Origin of the sequence: Streptomyces sp. NPDC001851, from assembly GCF_040297165.1 — a bacterium.
GTDB lineage: Bacteria > Actinomycetota > Actinomycetes > Streptomycetales > Streptomycetaceae > Streptomyces.
The window spans coordinates 200,815-218,798 of the sequence record NZ_JBEOYR010000012.1 but is presented as its reverse complement, the minus strand read 5'-3'; the positions used below and the strand labels follow the sequence as shown (position 1 = coordinate 218,798).

At 69.5% G+C, this 17,984-nt stretch carries 12 protein-coding genes; 4 read left to right on the top strand and 8 right to left on the bottom strand.

Going from position 1 to position 17,984, the window contains the following annotated elements:
- Nucleotides 1–11 precede the first annotated feature (11 nt).
- Genes ABT171_RS19980 through ABT171_RS19970 form a run of 3 tightly spaced genes read right to left on the bottom strand, consistent with a single transcriptional unit; the run spans nt 12 to nt 5,924 of the window.
- Complete coding sequence (locus tag ABT171_RS19980; RefSeq protein ID WP_351245589.1) at nt 12–3,491, bottom strand: pPIWI_RE_Z domain-containing protein; 3,480 nt, start codon at nt 3,489–3,491, stop codon at nt 12–14.
- Between the two features lie 22 nt (nt 3,492–3,513).
- Nucleotides 3,514–4,656, bottom strand: coding sequence for a pPIWI_RE_Y domain-containing protein (locus ABT171_RS19975; protein ID WP_351245518.1), 1,143 nt, complete (start codon nt 4,654–4,656; stop codon nt 3,514–3,516).
- Nucleotides 4,653–5,924 (bottom strand): PD-(D/E)XK nuclease family protein, encoded by a 1,272-nt coding sequence (locus tag ABT171_RS19970; protein WP_351245516.1) that lies wholly within the window; start codon nt 5,922–5,924, stop codon nt 4,653–4,655. The genes ABT171_RS19975 and ABT171_RS19970 overlap by 4 nt, the downstream gene beginning before the upstream one ends.
- A gap of 330 nt (nt 5,925–6,254) precedes the next feature.
- Between ABT171_RS19970 and ABT171_RS19965 the strand changes: the two genes are divergently transcribed.
- A complete protein-coding gene (locus tag ABT171_RS19965; protein ID WP_351245514.1) occupies nt 6,255–7,157 on the top strand; it encodes a serine/threonine protein kinase in 903 nt (300 codons plus the stop codon).
- A gap of 30 nt (nt 7,158–7,187) precedes the next feature.
- Here the strand turns inward: ABT171_RS19965 and ABT171_RS19960 are convergent, their stop codons facing one another.
- The gene (locus ABT171_RS19960; protein WP_351245512.1) at nt 7,188–9,947 is read right to left on the bottom strand and encodes an AfsR/SARP family transcriptional regulator; all 2,760 of its coding nucleotides are present in this window, start codon (nt 9,945–9,947) and stop codon (nt 7,188–7,190) included.
- 245 nt (nt 9,948–10,192) lie between these two features.
- Between ABT171_RS19960 and ABT171_RS19955 the strand changes: the two genes are divergently transcribed.
- The 3 genes from ABT171_RS19955 to ABT171_RS19945 all read left to right on the top strand — a co-directional run bounded on the left by ABT171_RS19955 (nt 10,193) and on the right by ABT171_RS19945 (nt 11,682).
- On the top strand, nt 10,193–10,351 hold the full coding sequence (locus tag ABT171_RS19955) for a hypothetical protein (RefSeq protein ID WP_351245510.1): 159 nt from the start codon (nt 10,193–10,195) through the stop codon (nt 10,349–10,351).
- Nucleotides 10,352–10,639: 288 nt separating this feature from the next.
- Nucleotides 10,640–11,410 (top strand): hypothetical protein, encoded by a 771-nt coding sequence (locus tag ABT171_RS19950; protein WP_351245508.1) that lies wholly within the window; start codon nt 10,640–10,642, stop codon nt 11,408–11,410.
- Between the two features lie 35 nt (nt 11,411–11,445).
- On the top strand, nt 11,446–11,682 hold the full coding sequence (locus tag ABT171_RS19945) for a helix-turn-helix domain-containing protein (RefSeq protein ID WP_078992515.1): 237 nt from the start codon (nt 11,446–11,448) through the stop codon (nt 11,680–11,682).
- Between the two features lie 1,295 nt (nt 11,683–12,977).
- On the opposite strand, the gene ABT171_RS19940 is transcribed toward ABT171_RS19945, so the two are convergent.
- From ABT171_RS19940 to ABT171_RS19925, 4 genes are all read right to left on the bottom strand, one after another.
- Nucleotides 12,978–13,370, bottom strand: a complete 393-nt coding sequence (locus ABT171_RS19940; protein WP_351245506.1) for a type II toxin-antitoxin system death-on-curing family toxin — start codon at nt 13,368–13,370, stop codon at nt 12,978–12,980.
- On the bottom strand, nt 13,367–13,561 hold the full coding sequence (locus tag ABT171_RS19935; RefSeq protein WP_030566796.1) for a ribbon-helix-helix protein, CopG family: 195 nt from the start codon (nt 13,559–13,561) through the stop codon (nt 13,367–13,369). Before ABT171_RS19935 ends, ABT171_RS19940 begins: the two co-directional genes overlap by 4 nt.
- 423 nt (nt 13,562–13,984) lie before the next feature.
- Nucleotides 13,985–15,313: a class I SAM-dependent RNA methyltransferase gene (locus tag ABT171_RS19930; protein ID WP_351245503.1), complete on the bottom strand. Its 1,329-nt coding sequence runs from the start codon at nt 15,311–15,313 to the stop codon at nt 13,985–13,987.
- Nucleotides 15,314–15,505: 192 nt separating this feature from the next.
- Entirely contained in the window at nt 15,506–17,557 is a 2,052-nt protein-coding gene (locus tag ABT171_RS19925) for an APC family permease (protein ID WP_351245501.1), read from the bottom strand.
- Nucleotides 17,558–17,984 lie beyond the last annotated feature (427 nt).

Below are 17,984 nucleotides of genomic sequence, written 5' to 3'. Positions count from 1 at the left end.
GGGTTCGGTGCTTACGGGTGGGCGGGTACGGCGGCGAGCAGGCGGGTGAGCATGCTGCGCAGGGGCGCGTACAGGGCGCGGACGATGAACTGCTCCTCCGCGGTCGTCGTGCCGCCGTCGAAATACGGGTCCAGGACGGCGAGGACGCTGTGCAGCAGACTGGATTCGGGGGTGTCGGGCCGCGCCGGTACGGCGCCGCGGTTGGGGGCGAAGGCGGCGTCGACGAAGACCACCCGGGCCGGTACGCCACCGCGTACCAGTCGCCCGATCACCTGCCACAACAGGACCAGCATGTCCCAGGTGACCTGCTCCCGTACCTCGTCGTCGAGACGGCTCCACGCCATAGAACGGGCGAGTACCTGGTACCAGTACGAACGGGCGAGGCGGCGGAACTCCTCCGCTCCTTCCTCGACGGTGGGTTTTCCCTGCACCAGGGTGGCAAAGTCACCACCGGTGACGGCGCGGACGACCCAGTCGTTGACGGCGTTGACGGCCAGGTGGAGGTCCTCTGGGTGCGGATGGGGCCGTGCCAGGAAGTAGACCGTGCCGATGGCCGCCTCGTCGTCCTCGTTGAGGATGTTGTGGCCGCGTTCCAGCGCGAGTAGGGGCGCCACCAGGATGTCCGCCTCGAGGTCCTTCAGGTGCTCGACGTCGCCCCGGCGCAGTGATCGGGCGTGGTAGGCGGACGGCGCCTCGTCCTCCGCGGTGATCTCCTCGTCGTCCGACACCAGGCACAGCACCTTGTTGCGCCAGCGGACGTTGAGATTGTGCAGCGTGTCGGCCACCACACGTGCCTCGGCATAGCTGCCGACCAGCAGAAGGATCTGGTCGCGCCCTGGAGGAAGAGAGAGCAACTCCTGCTGGAGCGGACCACCGCCAGTGACCTCGTACTCGTCTCCGCCCTCACCTAGATGGCACGCGATGCGGCGCAGCTTCTCCGGGCGGTCGTCCGGGTGGGTTCCCGACATGCGCAGTTTCTCGTCGCCGTCGTCGATGAACTCGAAGCGCATGGAGCTCTCGTTGGCGATGCGTTCGGTCACCTCGGCCGGCGGTTCGATGACCACACCGACCGGTACGCAGACGTGGTAGCGGCTGGACGCGCCCGCCCAGCTGCTGCCCGACATGAGCAGCAAGTGGGCACCGGGCCTGCCGTCTACGGAGGTGAGATCGGGGATGGCGCGCAGCAGCTCACGTCCGACGCCGCTGCACCGGAAGAAGGTCAGTTCGCCGCTGCGGACTCCGCCCTTGTCCTCACCCGGGACCCGGAACTGGAAGCCGAGCACATTGCCCATCGGGGCCTCGGGCACCAGCGGGCCGTAGTCGAGCGGCCGACGGTACATCGTGTTGAAGCCCAGGCTGAGGGCGGCCTCGACGCGGGGCCACATGGCGTTGATCATGGCGAGCCGTGGTTCCAGGGCGCTGAGCAACAGTGTGAACTCGAAGCGCTCCGCGAGTTGCTTCCGCCATTCCTCGGGAGTCTGGGGCGGAGGCTTGGGCTTCCTGCGGCGCCCGCGCTTCTTCTCCTGTTCCTCCTCCTCGCGCCGCCACTTGTCGTACGCCTCTTGGTACTTCCGCTGCCGGGCAGCCATGTACTTCGGGTCGATGGCGAAGACCTCGTCCATGACCTCGGTGAGGCGGCGCCGGGTGTTCTCCGGGTTTCCGGTGTGGAGCAGTTCGTTGAGGAGGGCGGTCAGCCGGCTGAAGTCCTCCTCCGTCCTGCGGTGACGGTCACCGAAGGGGTTGTCCCGGAACGCGTCGAGCAGTTTCCCGAGAGCCTCGCGGGGGGCGTGATGAGGGTGGTCCGGACCGCTGTCGTCGGGGAGTTCGTAGCGTTCGTCGAGGAGCCCCAGCTGGAGCGTCCAGGCGCTGAAGTAGCCCGTCCGCACCCACTTGCGCAGCTCGTACCCGGCGACGAGCATCGCGTACAGCCGGTCGGTGGCCGCGCCTGCGGTGTTGAGGGCGGCGGCGAAGGTCTCGACGTCCCGTTCGGAGAGCTGGGTGCGTCCGCCGGCCGCGAGTTCCCGGATCTTGTGCCGGCTCAGCTGGTCGATGAGGCCCTTGTCCTCGTCGCTGGCGAGGACCACGGCGGGTGCGAAAGTCCGGTCGAGCTGCATCTGGACCCGGTCGGCCTCGTCGATGATCACGAGGTCACTACGGCGGCAGGCGAGTTCGAGGAAGCGGATGCGCTCGCCGTTCTGAGGGCGGGGCGGCGAGGCGTCGATCAGCCCGGCCGGCGTGGCCACCCAGATCAAGGCGCCGACCAGGGTCCGAGCTCCGTGGTGACGGGGACAGGCGGACCAGTACGGGCAGCTCGTCACCCTCTTCTGCCACGCGGAGTGCCGTCCGTCGCTCGGGTCACGCCGCAGGGCCGAGGGAGGTCGGAGCCGGGAGCAGGGTGCCTCACCGTAGGCGAGTGGTTCGGTCGTCGACGTGGCGCCCTGCCGTCTGACGTTGAGCAGGCAGGACGTGCCGAGGTAGGCGAAGGCGGGGTCGTCGTGGGCGAGCAGTCGGTGCTCGCCCCGGCCCGCCAGCCGACGGTGCAACCGCTGGGCGTGCCGCTCACGGCCCGAGGAGCCGAGCACGGGTGCGGCGGCGCCGTCGGTGTAGAGGTCGTAGAGCCGGACCAGCTTCAGCACCTCCGCGACATCGGTGACGACGATGGTGGTGCGCTTGCCCAGCTTGGCGAGATGGACGGCGATGATGTCGCGCAGTGTGCTCTTGCCGGCGCCGACGATGCCGAGCAGGTGCTGGATGCCATCGACCGTGAAGGCGAAGTCCTCGTCCTTCCTCGCCTTGTGGAAGGTTCCGTTCTCCTTGGTGGACAGGTCGAACGACCGTAGCCGCTCCAGCCACCGTGGTGCCCGGCCCTTGCCGGAGCGAGCGTGCTGGGCGTCCATCTCCGCCGCCGTGCGCTCCAGGTCCTCCCTGGTGAAGATCAAGGGCTCGCCGCCGCCGGCCGGTTCCAGGTCCATGTCGTGGGCGACGAGGGGGATGCGGGGGACCGGCGGCAGGTCGACGACGGCCATGGTGCGACTGACGGGGAAAGCGTGCGGGCCCTGACCCGCGACCGGCAGGCGCCTGCCCGCCAGCGGCGGTGCGGCACGCAGCAGTTGCTCGTAGACGGAGAAGCGGTCGTCGGCGACGGAGAGGTCGCGGCGGGCAGCAGGTGTCTCGGCGTCCGGTACGTCGTAGGCGCGCACCCTGGGGTCGAACCTCTGGTAGGTGTCCAGCGCCTCGAGCCAGGTACGGCTCCGGCGCAGCGTCCACAGCGAGTACCTGGCGATACGCAGGGTCTTCGCCGCATCGGATGGCAGCGGTGCCCGGTGCGCCTCGGCGAACCCGTACCCGCTGAACAGCACCCAGGCGCTGCCCGCGGGGCTGCCCGGCATCATCTTCTGCTGGAGGTACAGGCCGAGTTCGACCTGGCAGAGGGCTTCCAGCGCGGGCTGGGGCACGGAGATCCCCAGAAATGCTTTGAGCGCGTTGAACACGTCGGTCAAGGGCGGTGTGATACTACGCATCGTCCTTCTCTCGCCGGACCTGTCCCAGGTCGGGCACGAGGTCCATGGGGGTGGTGAGCACCAGCCGGTCCCGCAGGAGCGCGGGAAGCGCATCGGTGAAGGCCTGCCGGTAGCCGTCCCGTCCGGCGAGCGCGTCGGGGACCACGACGAGGGTGCGGTCCGCGAGGGGTGTGTTGTCGGTGAGATGGGCTGCGAGGAGCGCCGGCTGCAGGCGGTCGTACACCTGGATGTCCACGCTGCGGGGGCTGGTGTCCCTGAGCCGGTAGGCGGGCAGAAGACCGGGCAGGGGCTCGTACGCGACTTCGGCGCGCTCCAGTGCCTCCCGGGCGGCTTCGTCGGTGCGGTGCGGCAGTACGAGGTACCACCGCAGCGAGCGCTGCAGGATCCACGCCTGGTCCGGCTCACGGATGAGCCGCGGAGGGGCATCGCGCGGGCAGTCCTCCCCCTCGCACCAGACTTCCGCGCCGGTGCCGGACGGTCCGGGTACGGGCACAGCACTGTCCCGGGGCAGCGCAGGGAGCCTGCACGAGGGGCAGTACAGGAAGTCTCCGTCGACGAGCAGGAACTCGGGCAACGGACCGTAGAGACTCTTGACCCGGCTCCAGACGGCCCTGTTCCAACCCGGCGCGAAGCGGTCCTGCTGGTGGACGACCGGGTGACGCGCCAGGAACGCCCGGCACTGCCGGTAGCGCTCCTCCGTTCCACTCCGCGCGTGCAGGTCGCCGAGGAGCGCGCGGGCGTGGCCCGCCACGCCTCCGTCCGGTCCGTGCGAGGCCACCTCGAGACACGACCGGGTCGGCATCCGGCCGACCCGGTGCACCAGCGTGGTGCCCGGCGAGACCAGGGAGGAGGGGACCGCGAAGAGTGGGTCGTCGGACGGCCTGGTCCGGCACCACTCCCACAGCTCCGGAAGACTCCTTGGCGGCGCCTCCCCCGCATCGAGGCAGCGCATCACCGTGTGATCCAGCGCCCGCTGGGCGAGGCCGGGATAGGGCAGGGTGAAGGAGCGGAGCCCTTGGACCTCGGAGAGAGCCGCCACCATGCGGGCGAGTTCGCCGAAGAGGTCGCTGCCCACGCCCTCGGGAGCCTCGCCGGCCTCCGGCCGATCGGTCCGGCCGGCCGACCTCGCCCTCATGCGGCGGCCTCGCTGACGGACGACGCCGTGCACCAGCGGGCCACTTCGCACCGCTCGCAGGAGCGTCCGGGCCGGGCCGCGTACTGGTCGTCCCCGTGCCAGTCGGCCACCATCGCCCGCAGTACCTTCTCGGCGGTGACCCGATTGGCCGGGGCGAAGGGATCGATGATCTCCAGGTCGGCGCCGCCGGGGCGCAGCACCTCCAGCTCGACCCGCGCACGGAACGGATCACCGCCCAGGTCACCGCGGGCGATCAGCACGACGGCCAGGGCCAACTGCGGATAACGCTCCAGCAGGGGGCGGCCGGACCGCCGATCGGTGACTGAGGTCTTGGTCTCGCGCCACACCCATGACCCGGCATCCCGGTAGAGCAGGTCGGGCGCGGCCAGGACCACCACGTCGGCGGCTGTGTCGTGCCGCACCACCCGGGGCTCGGTCCGCACATCCGTACCGTCCCCGACGTACCGCAGCGGACAGACCGCGGCGTGCCGCCGCAACAGCAGGGCGCCGAGTGCGCGTTCGTGTGTGGGCAGGTCGAATCCCTCCGGTACCCAGTCCTCGGGGACCTCGACCGTGCAGGGCCGAGGCGATCCGTGGGCGTGCCGTTCGGCGAGGTAGGCGTGCAGCGCCCGGCCGCGCTCGGCCGTCACCTCGCGTTCGACGGAATCCGCCGTGGGCAGGTGCAGCCGGCGCATATGGTCACGCGCCGGGCAGGCTCGGTAGGCCCGCCCGTTGGTGACCGACCAGGTGCGGCGGGGCCGGTCGTGCGCCTCGATGCCCAGCAGTCCGGGCGCTGTGCGCAGGGCCGGGCACACCGACAGGTAGGGGCATCCGCCACAGGCGGACCCCGGGCGGTATTCCCGTCCGTCCAGTACGCTGGCCAGGGCAGCGGGGCCGTGTTCGCGGTACCGGGCGCGCGCCTCTTCCCGGCTTCCCGCGAAGAGTTCCCGCGTACGGCCGTCGAAGAGCGCGAACTCCACGATCCGTACGTGCTCCGGCGGTGGTCCGGGGGCGCCCTCGGCCAGCACCAGGGCGACGGCCGCGGTGAAGCCGTCGGGCGGCAGGTCCCGCAGGCGGTGCACGGGCAGACGAAGCTCGCGGTAGGCACCGTCGGGGGAGGCCAGGCAGCGGCCCCACACGGTGAGGCGGTACTCCTGGGCGTCGCGCGGGTCGGGACCGGACGGCCGGTAGCGGTACGTCCACGGCTCGGGCACCTCGTGCAGGGGGCGTTCCGGGTCGAGGGGGAAGGCCGCCTCGTACAACGTCACGCCGTGCTCCGACCAGGTCCGCAGACCGTCGTGCAAGGGCCCGGTACGTGTCCGGGGCGGATGGCCGGCAGGCCCCGAACGGATGTCGCAGGCAGCCATGAAGGGGCCCAGAGCGAAGTGCTCCAACCGCTCACGGCACCGCGGTACGGGGTCGGTGGTGTGGTAACCGCGGGTCTTGAGAGCGTCAGCGGCGGGGCATCGGAACTCTCCCCCCTTGAACATTCCGGCGGATACCGTGATGACGTCGGACGTGCGGGTCACCCCGTCGGGGGGAAGCCATGGCTGTGACATTTCATGCTCCATTTCCGTACGGAGGAAAGGTGGATGGCCGTGAGGGAGATCGAGGAGGTCGGCGATGTGGAGAGGCGCTACGAAGTGCTGGACATGGTCGGCGACGGCGGCCAAGGCGACCTTTTCCTCGGGCGTGACCGCAACAGCGGGCAGAAGGTGGCGTTGAAGCTTCAGAAGGCCCGGGACCTCGGACCCGAGAGCGATTTCCACTGGGCCGGCGATGAACTCCTCAAAGAGGGATCACGCATGATGATGCTGACGGGAATGCAGGCGATTCCCGAAGTCATCGCCACGGGGACACACCGGCGACGCCGGTGCCTGGTCATGGAATTTGTCGAAGGGCACCAACTGCAGAAGGTCCTGTCGGCGGCCCTGCCCGTTAAAGATCCTGCGACCGTTGCGGCCGTCATCGGCCAACTGTGCGAAATTCTGGCAGAAGTCCACGACCGGAATCTGGTGCACTGCGATCTCAAGCCCGAGAACGTCATCGTGCAGCCGGACGGCCGTCTCCGGCTCATTGACATGGGCCACGCGGTCGTGGCAGATCAGGAGACGGAATACGCACGCGGCACGCGCGGCTGGGCCTCCCCCGAGCAGTCCGACGCGTGCCCGTCAGGTCTGACGCGGCAAGCGGACATCTTCGCACTCGGCTGCATCCTGCTGGAGATGACCGTGATGCGCCTGCCCTACGGCGGACAGGACGAGCGGGCGGAAGAGGGCACCCAGGTGCTGCCGGCCGATCGGCTCGCCAAACTGCCCCCGGAGTTCGCCTCCCTGGCGCTGTGGATGGTCCGGTGGAAGGCGACGGAGCGCCCCGCGGATGTCCGTGAAGTGTTCGATCGGCTCCGCTGCTACCTACCCCAGCTCGGCTCGCAACGGCCATCGAAGCCCCTGCGCCCGGACCCGACCGAGTACTACCGCACGCATCCGCCCCGCCTTTGACGGTGAGCCGACGGCCACCGACCGGGCGGGTCACCTCAGCCCTTCCAGCCGCTCTCGGACCTCCCGCACCCCCTCACCGTCCATCAACTCACGCAGCACGACGACTCTCTCCAGCTCCCGCACCGCCGCGTCGGTGTCGCCGGCGGACACCAGGACATCAGCGAAGAGCATCCGTACCTTGTCCTCGTTGGGCCAGTTCTCCTGTTCGCGGTAGATGTCGGAGGCCTGCCGGTACAGGGTGATGGCCTCGTCCCGTTCGGAACGGGCCAGGTGCACCTTGGCCAGGGTGAACAGCACATCGGCCAGGCCGCTGCGCTCCGTCGTGCGCTCCACCACGCCCAGGGCGTCGGCGCACCGACGGAGCGCCTGCTCGTGCTCGCCCCGGTCGAGGTCGATCGCGCCGAGGACGTTCAGAACAGCCGCCTCCCCGACCCGGTCGGACACCTCCCGGCACAACTCCAGTGCGCGGCCGAGCGCTTCCTCCGCTCCCGTCCGGTCGCCCTGCTTGCGCAGGGTGAGTCCAAGCCGGTGCAGCGTACGGGCCAGACTCAGCCGGCCTTCCGTGCTGCGGTCCTCCTCGCTGAGCCGGACGGCCCTACGCAGGTTGCCCACAGCCAAGTCGTATTCACCGAGCCGCCAGTGGGTCCCTGCCAGCGACCGGTAGACCATGGCGCAATCGACCGGGCCGGCGACGGTTTCCGCCGCCTCGGCGGCGTACCGGAGGTTCTGCCGCGCATGATCGAGCAGGCAACGGCGCCACTGGTATATGACCAGGGCCATCGGAAGCAGCCACACGTACCGGTCGATACGTCGATTGATCGCTAAGCGAATGCCTCGCTGGACGGCGGGGTACTCCTCGTCCAGGAACACCATCGCCTCCGCGAGGTCCGCGGGGTCTGTGACCCTGACCGCTCCGGGCTCGCCGGTGGGCAGGGTGCGTTCGCGGTCGAGCACCCGGTCGCAGGCTCGGACGTTGTGCAACTGGTGTTCCAGCACCTGCCGTACGGTCGCCCGCTCGATCTCCGCGTTCTCTCCGTCCGACACCGGCCGCACGTGCCGAAGGGCGAAGGCCCGCACGAGGTCGTGCAGCCCGTAGCGGTCGCCGTGATGTTCCACGAGGTTCGCCGCCACGAGGTCCACCAGGGCCCGGTCGGTACGCGTCCCTTCGTCCACTGCCCGTCCCAGATCCATCACCGCCTCCCAGGAAGCGCTGGGCCCGGGGTGGACGGCGAGCTGCCACAGCAGCAGTCGGGCTTCCTCATTCAACACGCGCACGGAGCAGTTGAGCGCTGCGCGGACCGACAGTTCGTGCTCGGGCAGGTCCAGGGTGTCCAACATCGCCAGCTTCCGCTCCTCCTTCATCTCTTGCACCAGGAGAGGGAGGGTGTGCAGCGGACGCGCACCACCTTCCAGGAGCCGGGCCACCACCACAAGGGCCAGCGGCAGTCGGCCACAGAGGTCGACAAGTTCGCTGAAGGCCATGGCGTGCTTGGCCCGGTCCTCGGCCGACACTTTCTCCTGGAGCACCTCCAGCGCGTCCGCCTCGTTCAGCGGCTCCATCTTGCGGAACAGCACCTTTCTCTCGGACTGCAGCCGCAAGAGGTCGTTACGACTGGTGACGATCACGGCGCAGGTACCGTCTCCGGGAAGCAGCGGCAGCACCTGCTGGGCGCTGAGCGCGTCGTCGAGGACGATGAGCACCGACCGGTGGGCCAGCGCCGACCGCAGCGCGTTGCTCTTGCTCTCCGTTCCGGTCACCGTGGTGTAGGGCGGCAGCGCGGCCAGAAAGCCGTCCAGGACCTCGTCCGGTTCGGCGGGCCGCACGTCTCCGTCGGCGAATCCGTTCAGTTCACCGCGCAGCACCCCGTCGGGAAACCGCTCCCGCAGCCGACCGGCGAGGTTCTCGGCCACCGTGGTCTTCCCGACACCCGCCATGCCGCTGATCAGGACCAGCGCCAGATTGCCGGCATCCTGTTCCTCGCACACGGCGTCGAAGAGGTCGCCGATCAGTTCGTCCTGCCCGATCGGCTTGGGCCTGCCGCCGGGCAACTGGTCGGGAACGGGGGGCAGGAGCACCCCGCCCGGCCGGCGGCTCTCTCCCCGGACCTGGTCGATGGCGCTCTGTACATCGACATCCGCTTTTCCGTTGCGCTTCTCCCACTTCTTGATGAGCCGCTCACGTTGGGACCCCGGCAGGTCTGCGTGGGCGAGCAGGTAGAATCGGAAGATCTGGGGCAGTTCCGGCGCGCGCTCGAACCATTTCTCCGTCTCCTCGCGCAGCCATTTGACCTCCCTGGACTTGTAGGCTGCGTCCAGCCGCGCGTACACGGCGGCCATCAACTCGGCCCGTAGCTCCTCCCGACGCAAGTGGAAGCCGGTCTCGGACAGTCCGTGCAGCGGTTCGTCCTCGCCGTTCCACTCCTCCAAGGCCGCGCCGAGCAGCTCGAACTGCGCTTTACAGGTCAGTCCCTCGGCCTGCTTCACCTTTTCGCGAAAACGGAGCAGGTCGACGTCTCCCACCGGGACGCGGAGCGTGCAGTAACCCGACTTGCCGCTATGGGGCACGGACTCCTGGCCCAGCCGCTTCCGCAGGTCGGCGACGACGCGGTTAACCAGATCGCCGACGTCCTCGACGCCCTCCCAGAGGACTTCGGCTATGTCCTTCCTCTTACATCGGCAGTCTGGCGAGGTCACCAGGAGCGCGAACAGGGCCGCCACCTTCGACCCTTCGACCACCCTCCTGCCGCCGTCCCCTTCGGCTCGCACCGGGCCCAGCACGTACCCCTCCATCGCCCTCCCCCTCACCGCGCCGCAGTCAGTGATCCGGCCCCTCGCCGGCGCTCCTTCATCTGTGCGCCGCGCTGTGCCGCTTCACACGCGCTTGCTTCTTCACGCCCCCCGGGGACTCAGTTATCCCTCAGTTTTCGCTCTGCGGCCCCGCTTCACCCCCGGGCACGATGGCACCAGCCGTTCTCAGAAGCACGAAACGGCGGCTTAGTCATCCATCGACTCATCAGAGAGGAACCGCGAACCCGATGAACAGCCGTCAGCGCAACCGCCGGGCAGCCCGTCTGCGCCAGTCCCCCGACTGGCCGCCGAGCCGCCGCCGACGGGCGGCCGTCCGGACCGAGGACACCACCCCGGCGACCCCGCCCAACGAGACGCCGGACACCTCGTCCTCCGAGACCGCCTGAGCGCAACAGTTCGTGGGTGCCCGTTCTGAACGGGCACCCACCCGCCTCGCGAATTCCGTCACCGGCGAGCTCGCGGCCTGGCTGCCGCGCTTGTTACACGCTCGTGGTCAAAGGCGGCGTTACCTGGTCGAGAAGACCACTACCGCATACTCACGCATCAAAGTGAGGCTGGTGGGACTCATATCCGCTTGACGCGGATATGAGGCGGTACGTCCCACCACAGGACCCACCTCGGTATCTCCAGCGCCTCCGGACTCAGGTTTCCGCAGTCCGAAGAGAGGACATTTCATGATGTATCCACCGCACAGCAGTGCGTTCACCTCGGTGAGGCGGCACTTCGACGATCCCCGGACCAGTGACGCGGTCTTCGTGCTCGTCCCCACGGACGCCGACGAGGCTGATCCGGTCCGGCTGACCGCCGCCGAGACGCACGGGGCCTTGTACGGCCCCGGCTCCGACCCGCAGTTCGCCACCGCGGTCTGGAAGGAGGTCATCCGCACGGCGCAGAGCGACCTGACTCCAGACAGCACGGGGAAACTCCTGGCGATCTGGCTGGCCCTGCCCCGGTTGACCGGGACGGTCCGCCGGGTCTGCACGCGCCTGCGGGCCGACCGGTCGGACGTGGAGGCCGAGATGGTCCTGGCTCTCCTGGAGAAGCTGGCGGACCGGGACGGCGCGAGCTGTCTCACCGACTCCTCCCTGCTGCACGCGGCGCGCGCCAGGGCGTGGTATCTCGCCCGGGAAGGGCTGCGTGAGCTTCCCTCCACACAGATCGAAGGCATCACCGAGGAGCACGCTCTCTCTGCGTCCGGCGAGGAGGCGGACGCTCCGGCGGCGGAGAGCCTGGACGTACGGGTCGACCGTCCGGACGGCCCGGACGGGCTGTGCGCACCGCTGCGTTTCCGGGTGCGCCCGGAGCATCTGCGCCGACAGGGAATCTTCATCGACACCGACGACGGGTCGCAGGACCGTTCGGCGGGTCACAGCCCCGGGAAGAGGCGACGGCCCGGGCGCCGCGCGGACACCCGGCCGGTCCGCCCTGCGGGGAGGCGAGGGTGAAGGACCCGGCAGAGGGCCGCCTCAGTTTCACAGAGATGTTCGACCTGCCCGTCGCAGTGGACCTGCGCACGGCGGCCCGAGCACTCGGAATCGGCTCGACGACCGCGTACCGGCTGATCCGCGAGCACGAGTTCCCCTGCCCCGTCCTCCGCATCGGACGTAGGTACAGGATCCCGACCAACGAGCTGATGCGCGCCCTGGGGATCGAGGACCGCCCGCTCTACAGCGTGGACCCGGAAGAGGACACAGACGATCCGAGCGTCGGCTTCTGACGGTAACCACCGTGCGGCTCGGTGGCATCGGCCACGGAGCCGCACGGTTCTCCACGGCTGCTCGGCAATCGGAGGGCGAAGGGCTGCCTTCGTTCTTCGCCGAGCGGTTCGGCGGCCGACAGCCCGCGCGCGTCGGCCAGTTCGTGAACCCGCCGGCGATCACCGACCGAGCTACGGCGAGCACGCCCGTCAACCCTGAACCTGCCGGTGAGCCGTCGACGCACGCTTCGGCGCCCGCGTCATGATCGCCGCGCCCGGCCGGGGCGCGGATCTGAACGGCCTGGCGCGGCCCAGCCCTACGCACCGCTCGCCACGACCGCCTTCGAGGGGATGACCCCGAAGGTCCTCATCGTCATGGGCACGAAGGACTGGCACCCACCCAATCTTCTCCGACCGGCAGGACTGGGGAAGCGACGCCTAAACGGCGTCTCCCGCACCGAAGACCGGGTTGGACAACTTCGACGACGCGGAGCGCGGGCTGGGCGGCGTCCCGGCCTTCGACGCTGCCGAGGCCACCGGACGAGAACCCCGACCGCGTCACCGCCGCACGAGCCCTCGTCCGGGCGCACCTGCGCGCCCGCGTTGTGCCCGCAGGAACCGGACTGGTACTGGGCCGCCGCGGTCCGCGCATCAGCTCCCACTGCTCCCGGTCCCGCTTCGTGAAGCCGTCGGGCGCGACGTCGGGCCCTGGCGCCTTCAGTTCCAGGAAGCCGGTGATGCGCCCCGATGCCTCCACCGCGTAGTCCGGACGCACCCAGGCCTCGGGCAAGGGATACTCAGGATGAAGGCGAGGACTCAGCTTCCAGCGCGCCCCGAATGTGTCCACCAGCTTCGCCACCGGCAGGCTGATGAACGCCTCCGTGTCGCTGCCCCGCAGACGCTCCCTGCACTCGGATCCCAAAGTCCGTCACGAGAGCCCGTATCCATTCCTCCGGCACCTTGTCCACCCTCCAAGCTGTGGACGTGGACGGTGGATACCGCAGACACAGCTTGTTGGAGGCGAGAGGACCGGCTCAGTGCGCGCGAGGGGCACGGACAGCGCGTTCCGTGACCGCTGAGAAAGCAGGGGCGGGTGTTGGTTGGGGAGAGACCGCCGTAGCCGATGTGGACCTTGCCTGCCGCCCAAACGGGAAGACGCGTGGGACGCCATTCTCGCGCCGAGCGGACCCGCTGCCCCGTCTCGCGAAAGCATACGAATCCACCCGCTGAACGAACGGGTCAGTCCCCCGGCGGACTGGCAGGAGCCAGCACCGCTCCCAGAACCTCATTCCGTCCCGTACCCACGACGTCGAACGTCAGGAAACGGGGAACCAGGCCGACAGGCGCTTGGCAATAGCCGGTACATCAATATTGTCCTGCGCGACTTCCTCGACGAACGGGCCAGCCACGGAGACGGGCGGCGGGACCGTACCGGCGCTGACGCCGTTGAACCGCAGGAAGACACGCATGGCAAGCCAGGCGGTGCGCTTGTTTCCGTCGATCAGCGCGTGATTGCGAGCGACGGAGTGCAGCAGCGCCGCCGCCTTCTCGTGCAGCGTGGGATACAACTCGACCCCGAACACGTTCGTCCGGGGCCGTTCGATCGCCGACACCAAAAGTCCCATGTCACGCACGCTGTGCTCGGTCCCGTTGACCGTGCGAGCGATGGCCAGGATCTCGTCGATATGGAGGTAGCGCACTTGGGTCACTTCAGGTAGTCCAGGATCTCCGCATCGCTGTCCATCAGCTCGGCCAGGACGTCATCGACCTTCAGCTCGGCCCGGTGCTGGGCGTCACGGATGGCCTCGATGGCAAGTTCCTGCTTGCTGCGACCCTCCCGGCGAGCCCGCTCGGTGAGCTTCGCGTCAAGGTCTTCGGGGAGTCGGAGTGTCATCGCCATACTGGAATGATACCGGACTGGTATCTGGGTGGCGAGGTGATACCAGCCACTCAAGACCTCGGCCCACGATGCCGTCCTTCGTGGCCCGGTCGGGCCGCGGTCTCGGTTCCGAGGTGCGTGCGACGAGGTAGCAGCACGCGCCGCCGCTGGCGAGGTGCAGTCGGCCCCCGAACCGAAGTCCTTGCCCCCCGCCGACGGCCCCGGTCTGCGGCCCAGGGCCGGAGAGGTCCGAGGTTGAGGCTTCCGATATTCGAGCGTCATCCGAGCGTCAAAAATTCTGCATTGCGCATCGCCACGTCGCCGCGAGACCCACGCCGGCCCTTGAACCTGCAGCTCAGAGCGTTCTGCACAAGCGAACCTCAGTCGACGCATTCCGCGAGCGAAAACAGGTCGAGCTGACCCCCTGAAATGCAAAACGGCAGGTCAAACGCCCTTCTCGGCGGGCTCAAGGATCGCCACGCACTCCACGTGATGCGTCATCGGAAACAGATCGAACGCCCGAAGCGTCCGCACCCGGTAACCGCCCTCGCGGAAGTACCCCAGGTCGCGGGCCAGCGCAGCGGGATCGCAGGCGACGTAGGCGATGCGGCGGGCGCCCAGGGAGGTGAGGTGGGCGACCGTGTTGCGGCCGGCGCCGGCGCGCGGCGGGTCCAGGACGATCAGGTCGACCTCCGTGATGCCCGTGCGCGGCAGGACCGACTCGACCTTGCCCTGTTCGATGCGGACCCGCGGGAAGTCGGCGAGGTTGTGCCGCGCGTCCTCCACCGCCCGCTTGCCGGACTCGATGCCGAGGACCGCGCCCTTCTCGCCGAGCCGGTCGGCCAACGCCCCCGCGAACAGTCCCACCCCGCAGTAGAGGTCGAGGGCCGTCTCGCCCTTGCGCGGCAGCAGGCCCTGCATCACCGCCGTCACCAGGGTGTCGGCCGCCTTCGGGTGGACCTGCCAGAAGCCGCCGGCCGCGACGCGGTGGGTACGGCCGTCCGCGCGTTCGCGGACGAAGGGGCGGCCGTGGACGCGGTGGACCCCGCCGGACTTCTCGTCGACGCGGAGGACGGAGACCGGCTTGTCCAGTTCGACCAGGGGGAGGCGGGCGCCCGGGCGCGGGGTCAGGATCACCTGGCGGTCCTGCGAGCCCGTCGCCGCGATCGCCTCGACCGACTCCATGCCGGTCCAGTCCCGCCGTTCGATGCCCAGCTCGCTGACGCCCTCCGCCGCGATCATGCAGTGGTCGATGCGCTCGATCTCGTGCGAGCGGTGGCGGCGCAGGCCAGCGTGGCCCTCGGCGTCGACGGCGTACTGGACGCGTGTGCGCCACTGCGGGACCTGGCCCGCGGGCAGTTTGTCGCCCTCGGCCGGCATCACCGTGCCGTCCCAGCCGGCCTCCTCGGGCGTGAGGCCGGCGAGCCGCTTGAGCTGTTCGGCGATCACCTCGCCCTTGAGGCGGCGCTGGGCGCCGGGCTTGGCGTGCTGCCAGTCGCAGCCGCCGCAGCGGCCGGGGCCGGCGAAGGGGCAGGGGGCCTCGACGCGGTCCTTGGACGCCTCCAGGATCTCCACCGCGTCCGCGCGGAGGAAGCGGGCTCCCTCCTCGCCCTCGGTCACCCTCGCCACCACCCGCTCGCCCGGCAGCGCGTGCCGGACGAACAGCACCTGGCCCTCGGCGGTACGTGCGATGCAGTGGCCGCCGTGGGCGACGGGGCCGATCTCGACCTCGTACTCCTCCCCGACCAGCGACTTCTTCGGTTCTGCCTGCATGGCGGGGTGACTCCAGATCGGAAAGGGGGAACGGCCGGACAACAGCCCACCAGTTTACGTGGCTGTCGTCCGGCCGCTCACCACAGGCCCGGCCGAACCCCGGGCTCGGTGATCCCGGGCTCAGCGCCCCGGGCTCGGCACCGCGGGGCTCAGCGCCCCGGACTCGGCACCGCGGGGCTCAGCGCCCCGGGCTCACTCCTTGGCCGCCGACGGCTCCTTGGGCCGCTCCGCCGCCGGACCCCGTCGTACGGCGCCTGGTGCGCTCCACTCCTGCCGCTTGCGGGCCCGCACCTTGGCCGCCTCGGAGGACGCCAGCTGGTAGGGCACGGAGGTGACCATCACGCCGGGCGTGAAGAGCAGGCGGCCCTTCAGGCGCAGGGCGCTCTGGTTGTGCAGCAGGTGCTCGTACCAGTGGCCGACCACGTACTCGGGGATGATCACGGAGACCGCGTCGCGCGGGGACTCCTTGCGCAGGCCCTTGACGTACTCGATGACCGGCCGGGTGACCTCGCGGTACGGCGAGTCCAGGACCTTCAGCGGTACGTCGATGCCGCGCCGCTCCCACTCCTCGCGCAGCGCCTTGGTCTCGGCCGGGTCGACGTTGACCGTCAGGGCCTCCAGCGTGTCCGAGCGCATCAGCTTGGCGTAGGCCAGGGCGCGCAGGGTGGGCCGGTGGATCTTGGAGATCAGGACGACCGAGTGCACCCGGGACGGGCGGATCATGTCGTCGTCCGGCTCCTCGGGGGCCGTGAGCTCCTCGGCGACACCGTCGTAGTGCTTACGGATCGCGGTCATCGTCGCGTAGAAGATGCACATGCCCAGGAGCGCCACCCAGGCGCCGTGCGTGAACTTCGTGACGAGGACGACGACCAGCACCAGGCCGGTGAAGAAGGCACCGAACGCGTTGATCGCGCGGGAGCGCACCATGTGGCGGCGCTTGGCCGGGTCCTGCTCGACCGCCAGGTGGCGGTTCCAGTGCTTGACCATGCCGGTCTGGCTGAGCGTGAAGGACACGAACACGCCGACGATGTACAGCTGGATCAGCCGGGTGGAGTCGGCGCCGTAGATGACGGTCAGCAGGGTCGCGGCGCCCGCGAGCAGCACGATTCCGTTGGAGAAGGCGAGGCGGTCGCCACGGGTGTGCAGCTGGCGCGGGAGGTAGCGGTCCTGGGCGAGGATCGAGCCGAGCAGCGGGAAGCCGTTGTACGCCGTGTTCGCCGCCAGGAACAGCACGAGGGCCGTGGCCGCCGCGAGGACGATGAACAGGAAGCTGCCCTTGCCGAAGACCGCCTCGGCGACCTGGGAGATCACCGGGTTCTGGACATAGCCGGAGCCGAGCGGGTGGCCGCCCCGGAGCAGGTCGGTGGCCGGGTTCTCGGCCATGCGGACCTTGGTCGTCATGGCGAGGGCGATGATGCCGCAGAACATGGTGACGGCGAGGCCGCCCATCAGCGCCAGCGTGGTCGCCGCGTTCTTCGACTTGGGCTTGCGGAAGGCCGGGACGCCGTTGGAGATGGCCTCCACACCGGTGAGCGCGGCACAGCCGGAGGAGAAGGCCCGCAGGAGGAGGAAGACCAGGGCGAAGCCCGCCAGGCCCTGGTGTTCGGCCCTGATGTGGAAGTCGGCGGTGGGTGCCCGCATGGTGTCGCCGAGGAGCAGACCGCGGACGGCACCCCATGCGATCATGATGAAGACGCCGCCGACGAACACATAGGTCGGGATCGCGAAGAGTTTGCCGGACTCCTTCACGCCGCGCAGGTTCATCAGCGTCAGCAGGACGATCACGGCGACCGCGCACAGCACCTTGTGCTCGACCACGAAGGGGATCGCCGAGCCGAGGTTCTCGATGCCGGAGGCGATGGAGACGGCGACGGTGAGGACGTAGTCGACGAGGAGGGCGCTGGCGACGGTGAGGCCCGCCTTGGGCCCGAGGTTGGTGGTGGCGACCTCGTAGTCGCCGCCGCCGCTCGGGTAGGCGTGCACGTTCTGGCGGTAGGAGGCGACGACGGTGAACATCAGCACGACGACCGCGACGGCGATCCAGGGGCTGAAGTGGTACGCCGACACGCCCGCGATGGACAGGACCAGCAGGACCTCCCCCGGCGCGTAGGCGACAGAGGACAGCGGGTCGGAGGCGAAGACGGGGAGTGCGATGCGCTTCGGCAGGAGCGTTTCGCCCAGCCGGTCACTGCGCAGTGCGCGCCCGATCAGGATCCGTTTGGGCACGTCGGTCAGTTTGGACACGACAGAGGATCGTACGGCTTCGAACCTTGTGCTTCCACCTGCGGTCGCACATCTGCCTGACGGGTGAAATCGGCGCCGGTCGGGGCAACGGATTCCGCAGCCCCGACGATCTTCGTGTCTAGATCTCCATGTCCGTGTGCCGCACCCCGTCTTGCCGACGTCCGGAGGTCCCATGCCCGCGCCCGCAGAGCTGATCGGCGCCGCCTGCGCCCTCGTCGGCCTCGGAATCCTCACCCTCTTCAGCGTCCTGAGCATCAGCCGCCGCTGAGCCGGAACGCCCGGCGGCGCACCCGCCTCCTCGAACCCGTCGTGTTTCCGCACTGCGGGTTCAGGCACCCTTTTCGATCTTGAAGGGGTCCGAGCGGCTGGGAAAGGCTGGCGAAGGCCACGCGAACCCGCTGTGAACGACAGCGCACGGAGCGATGAC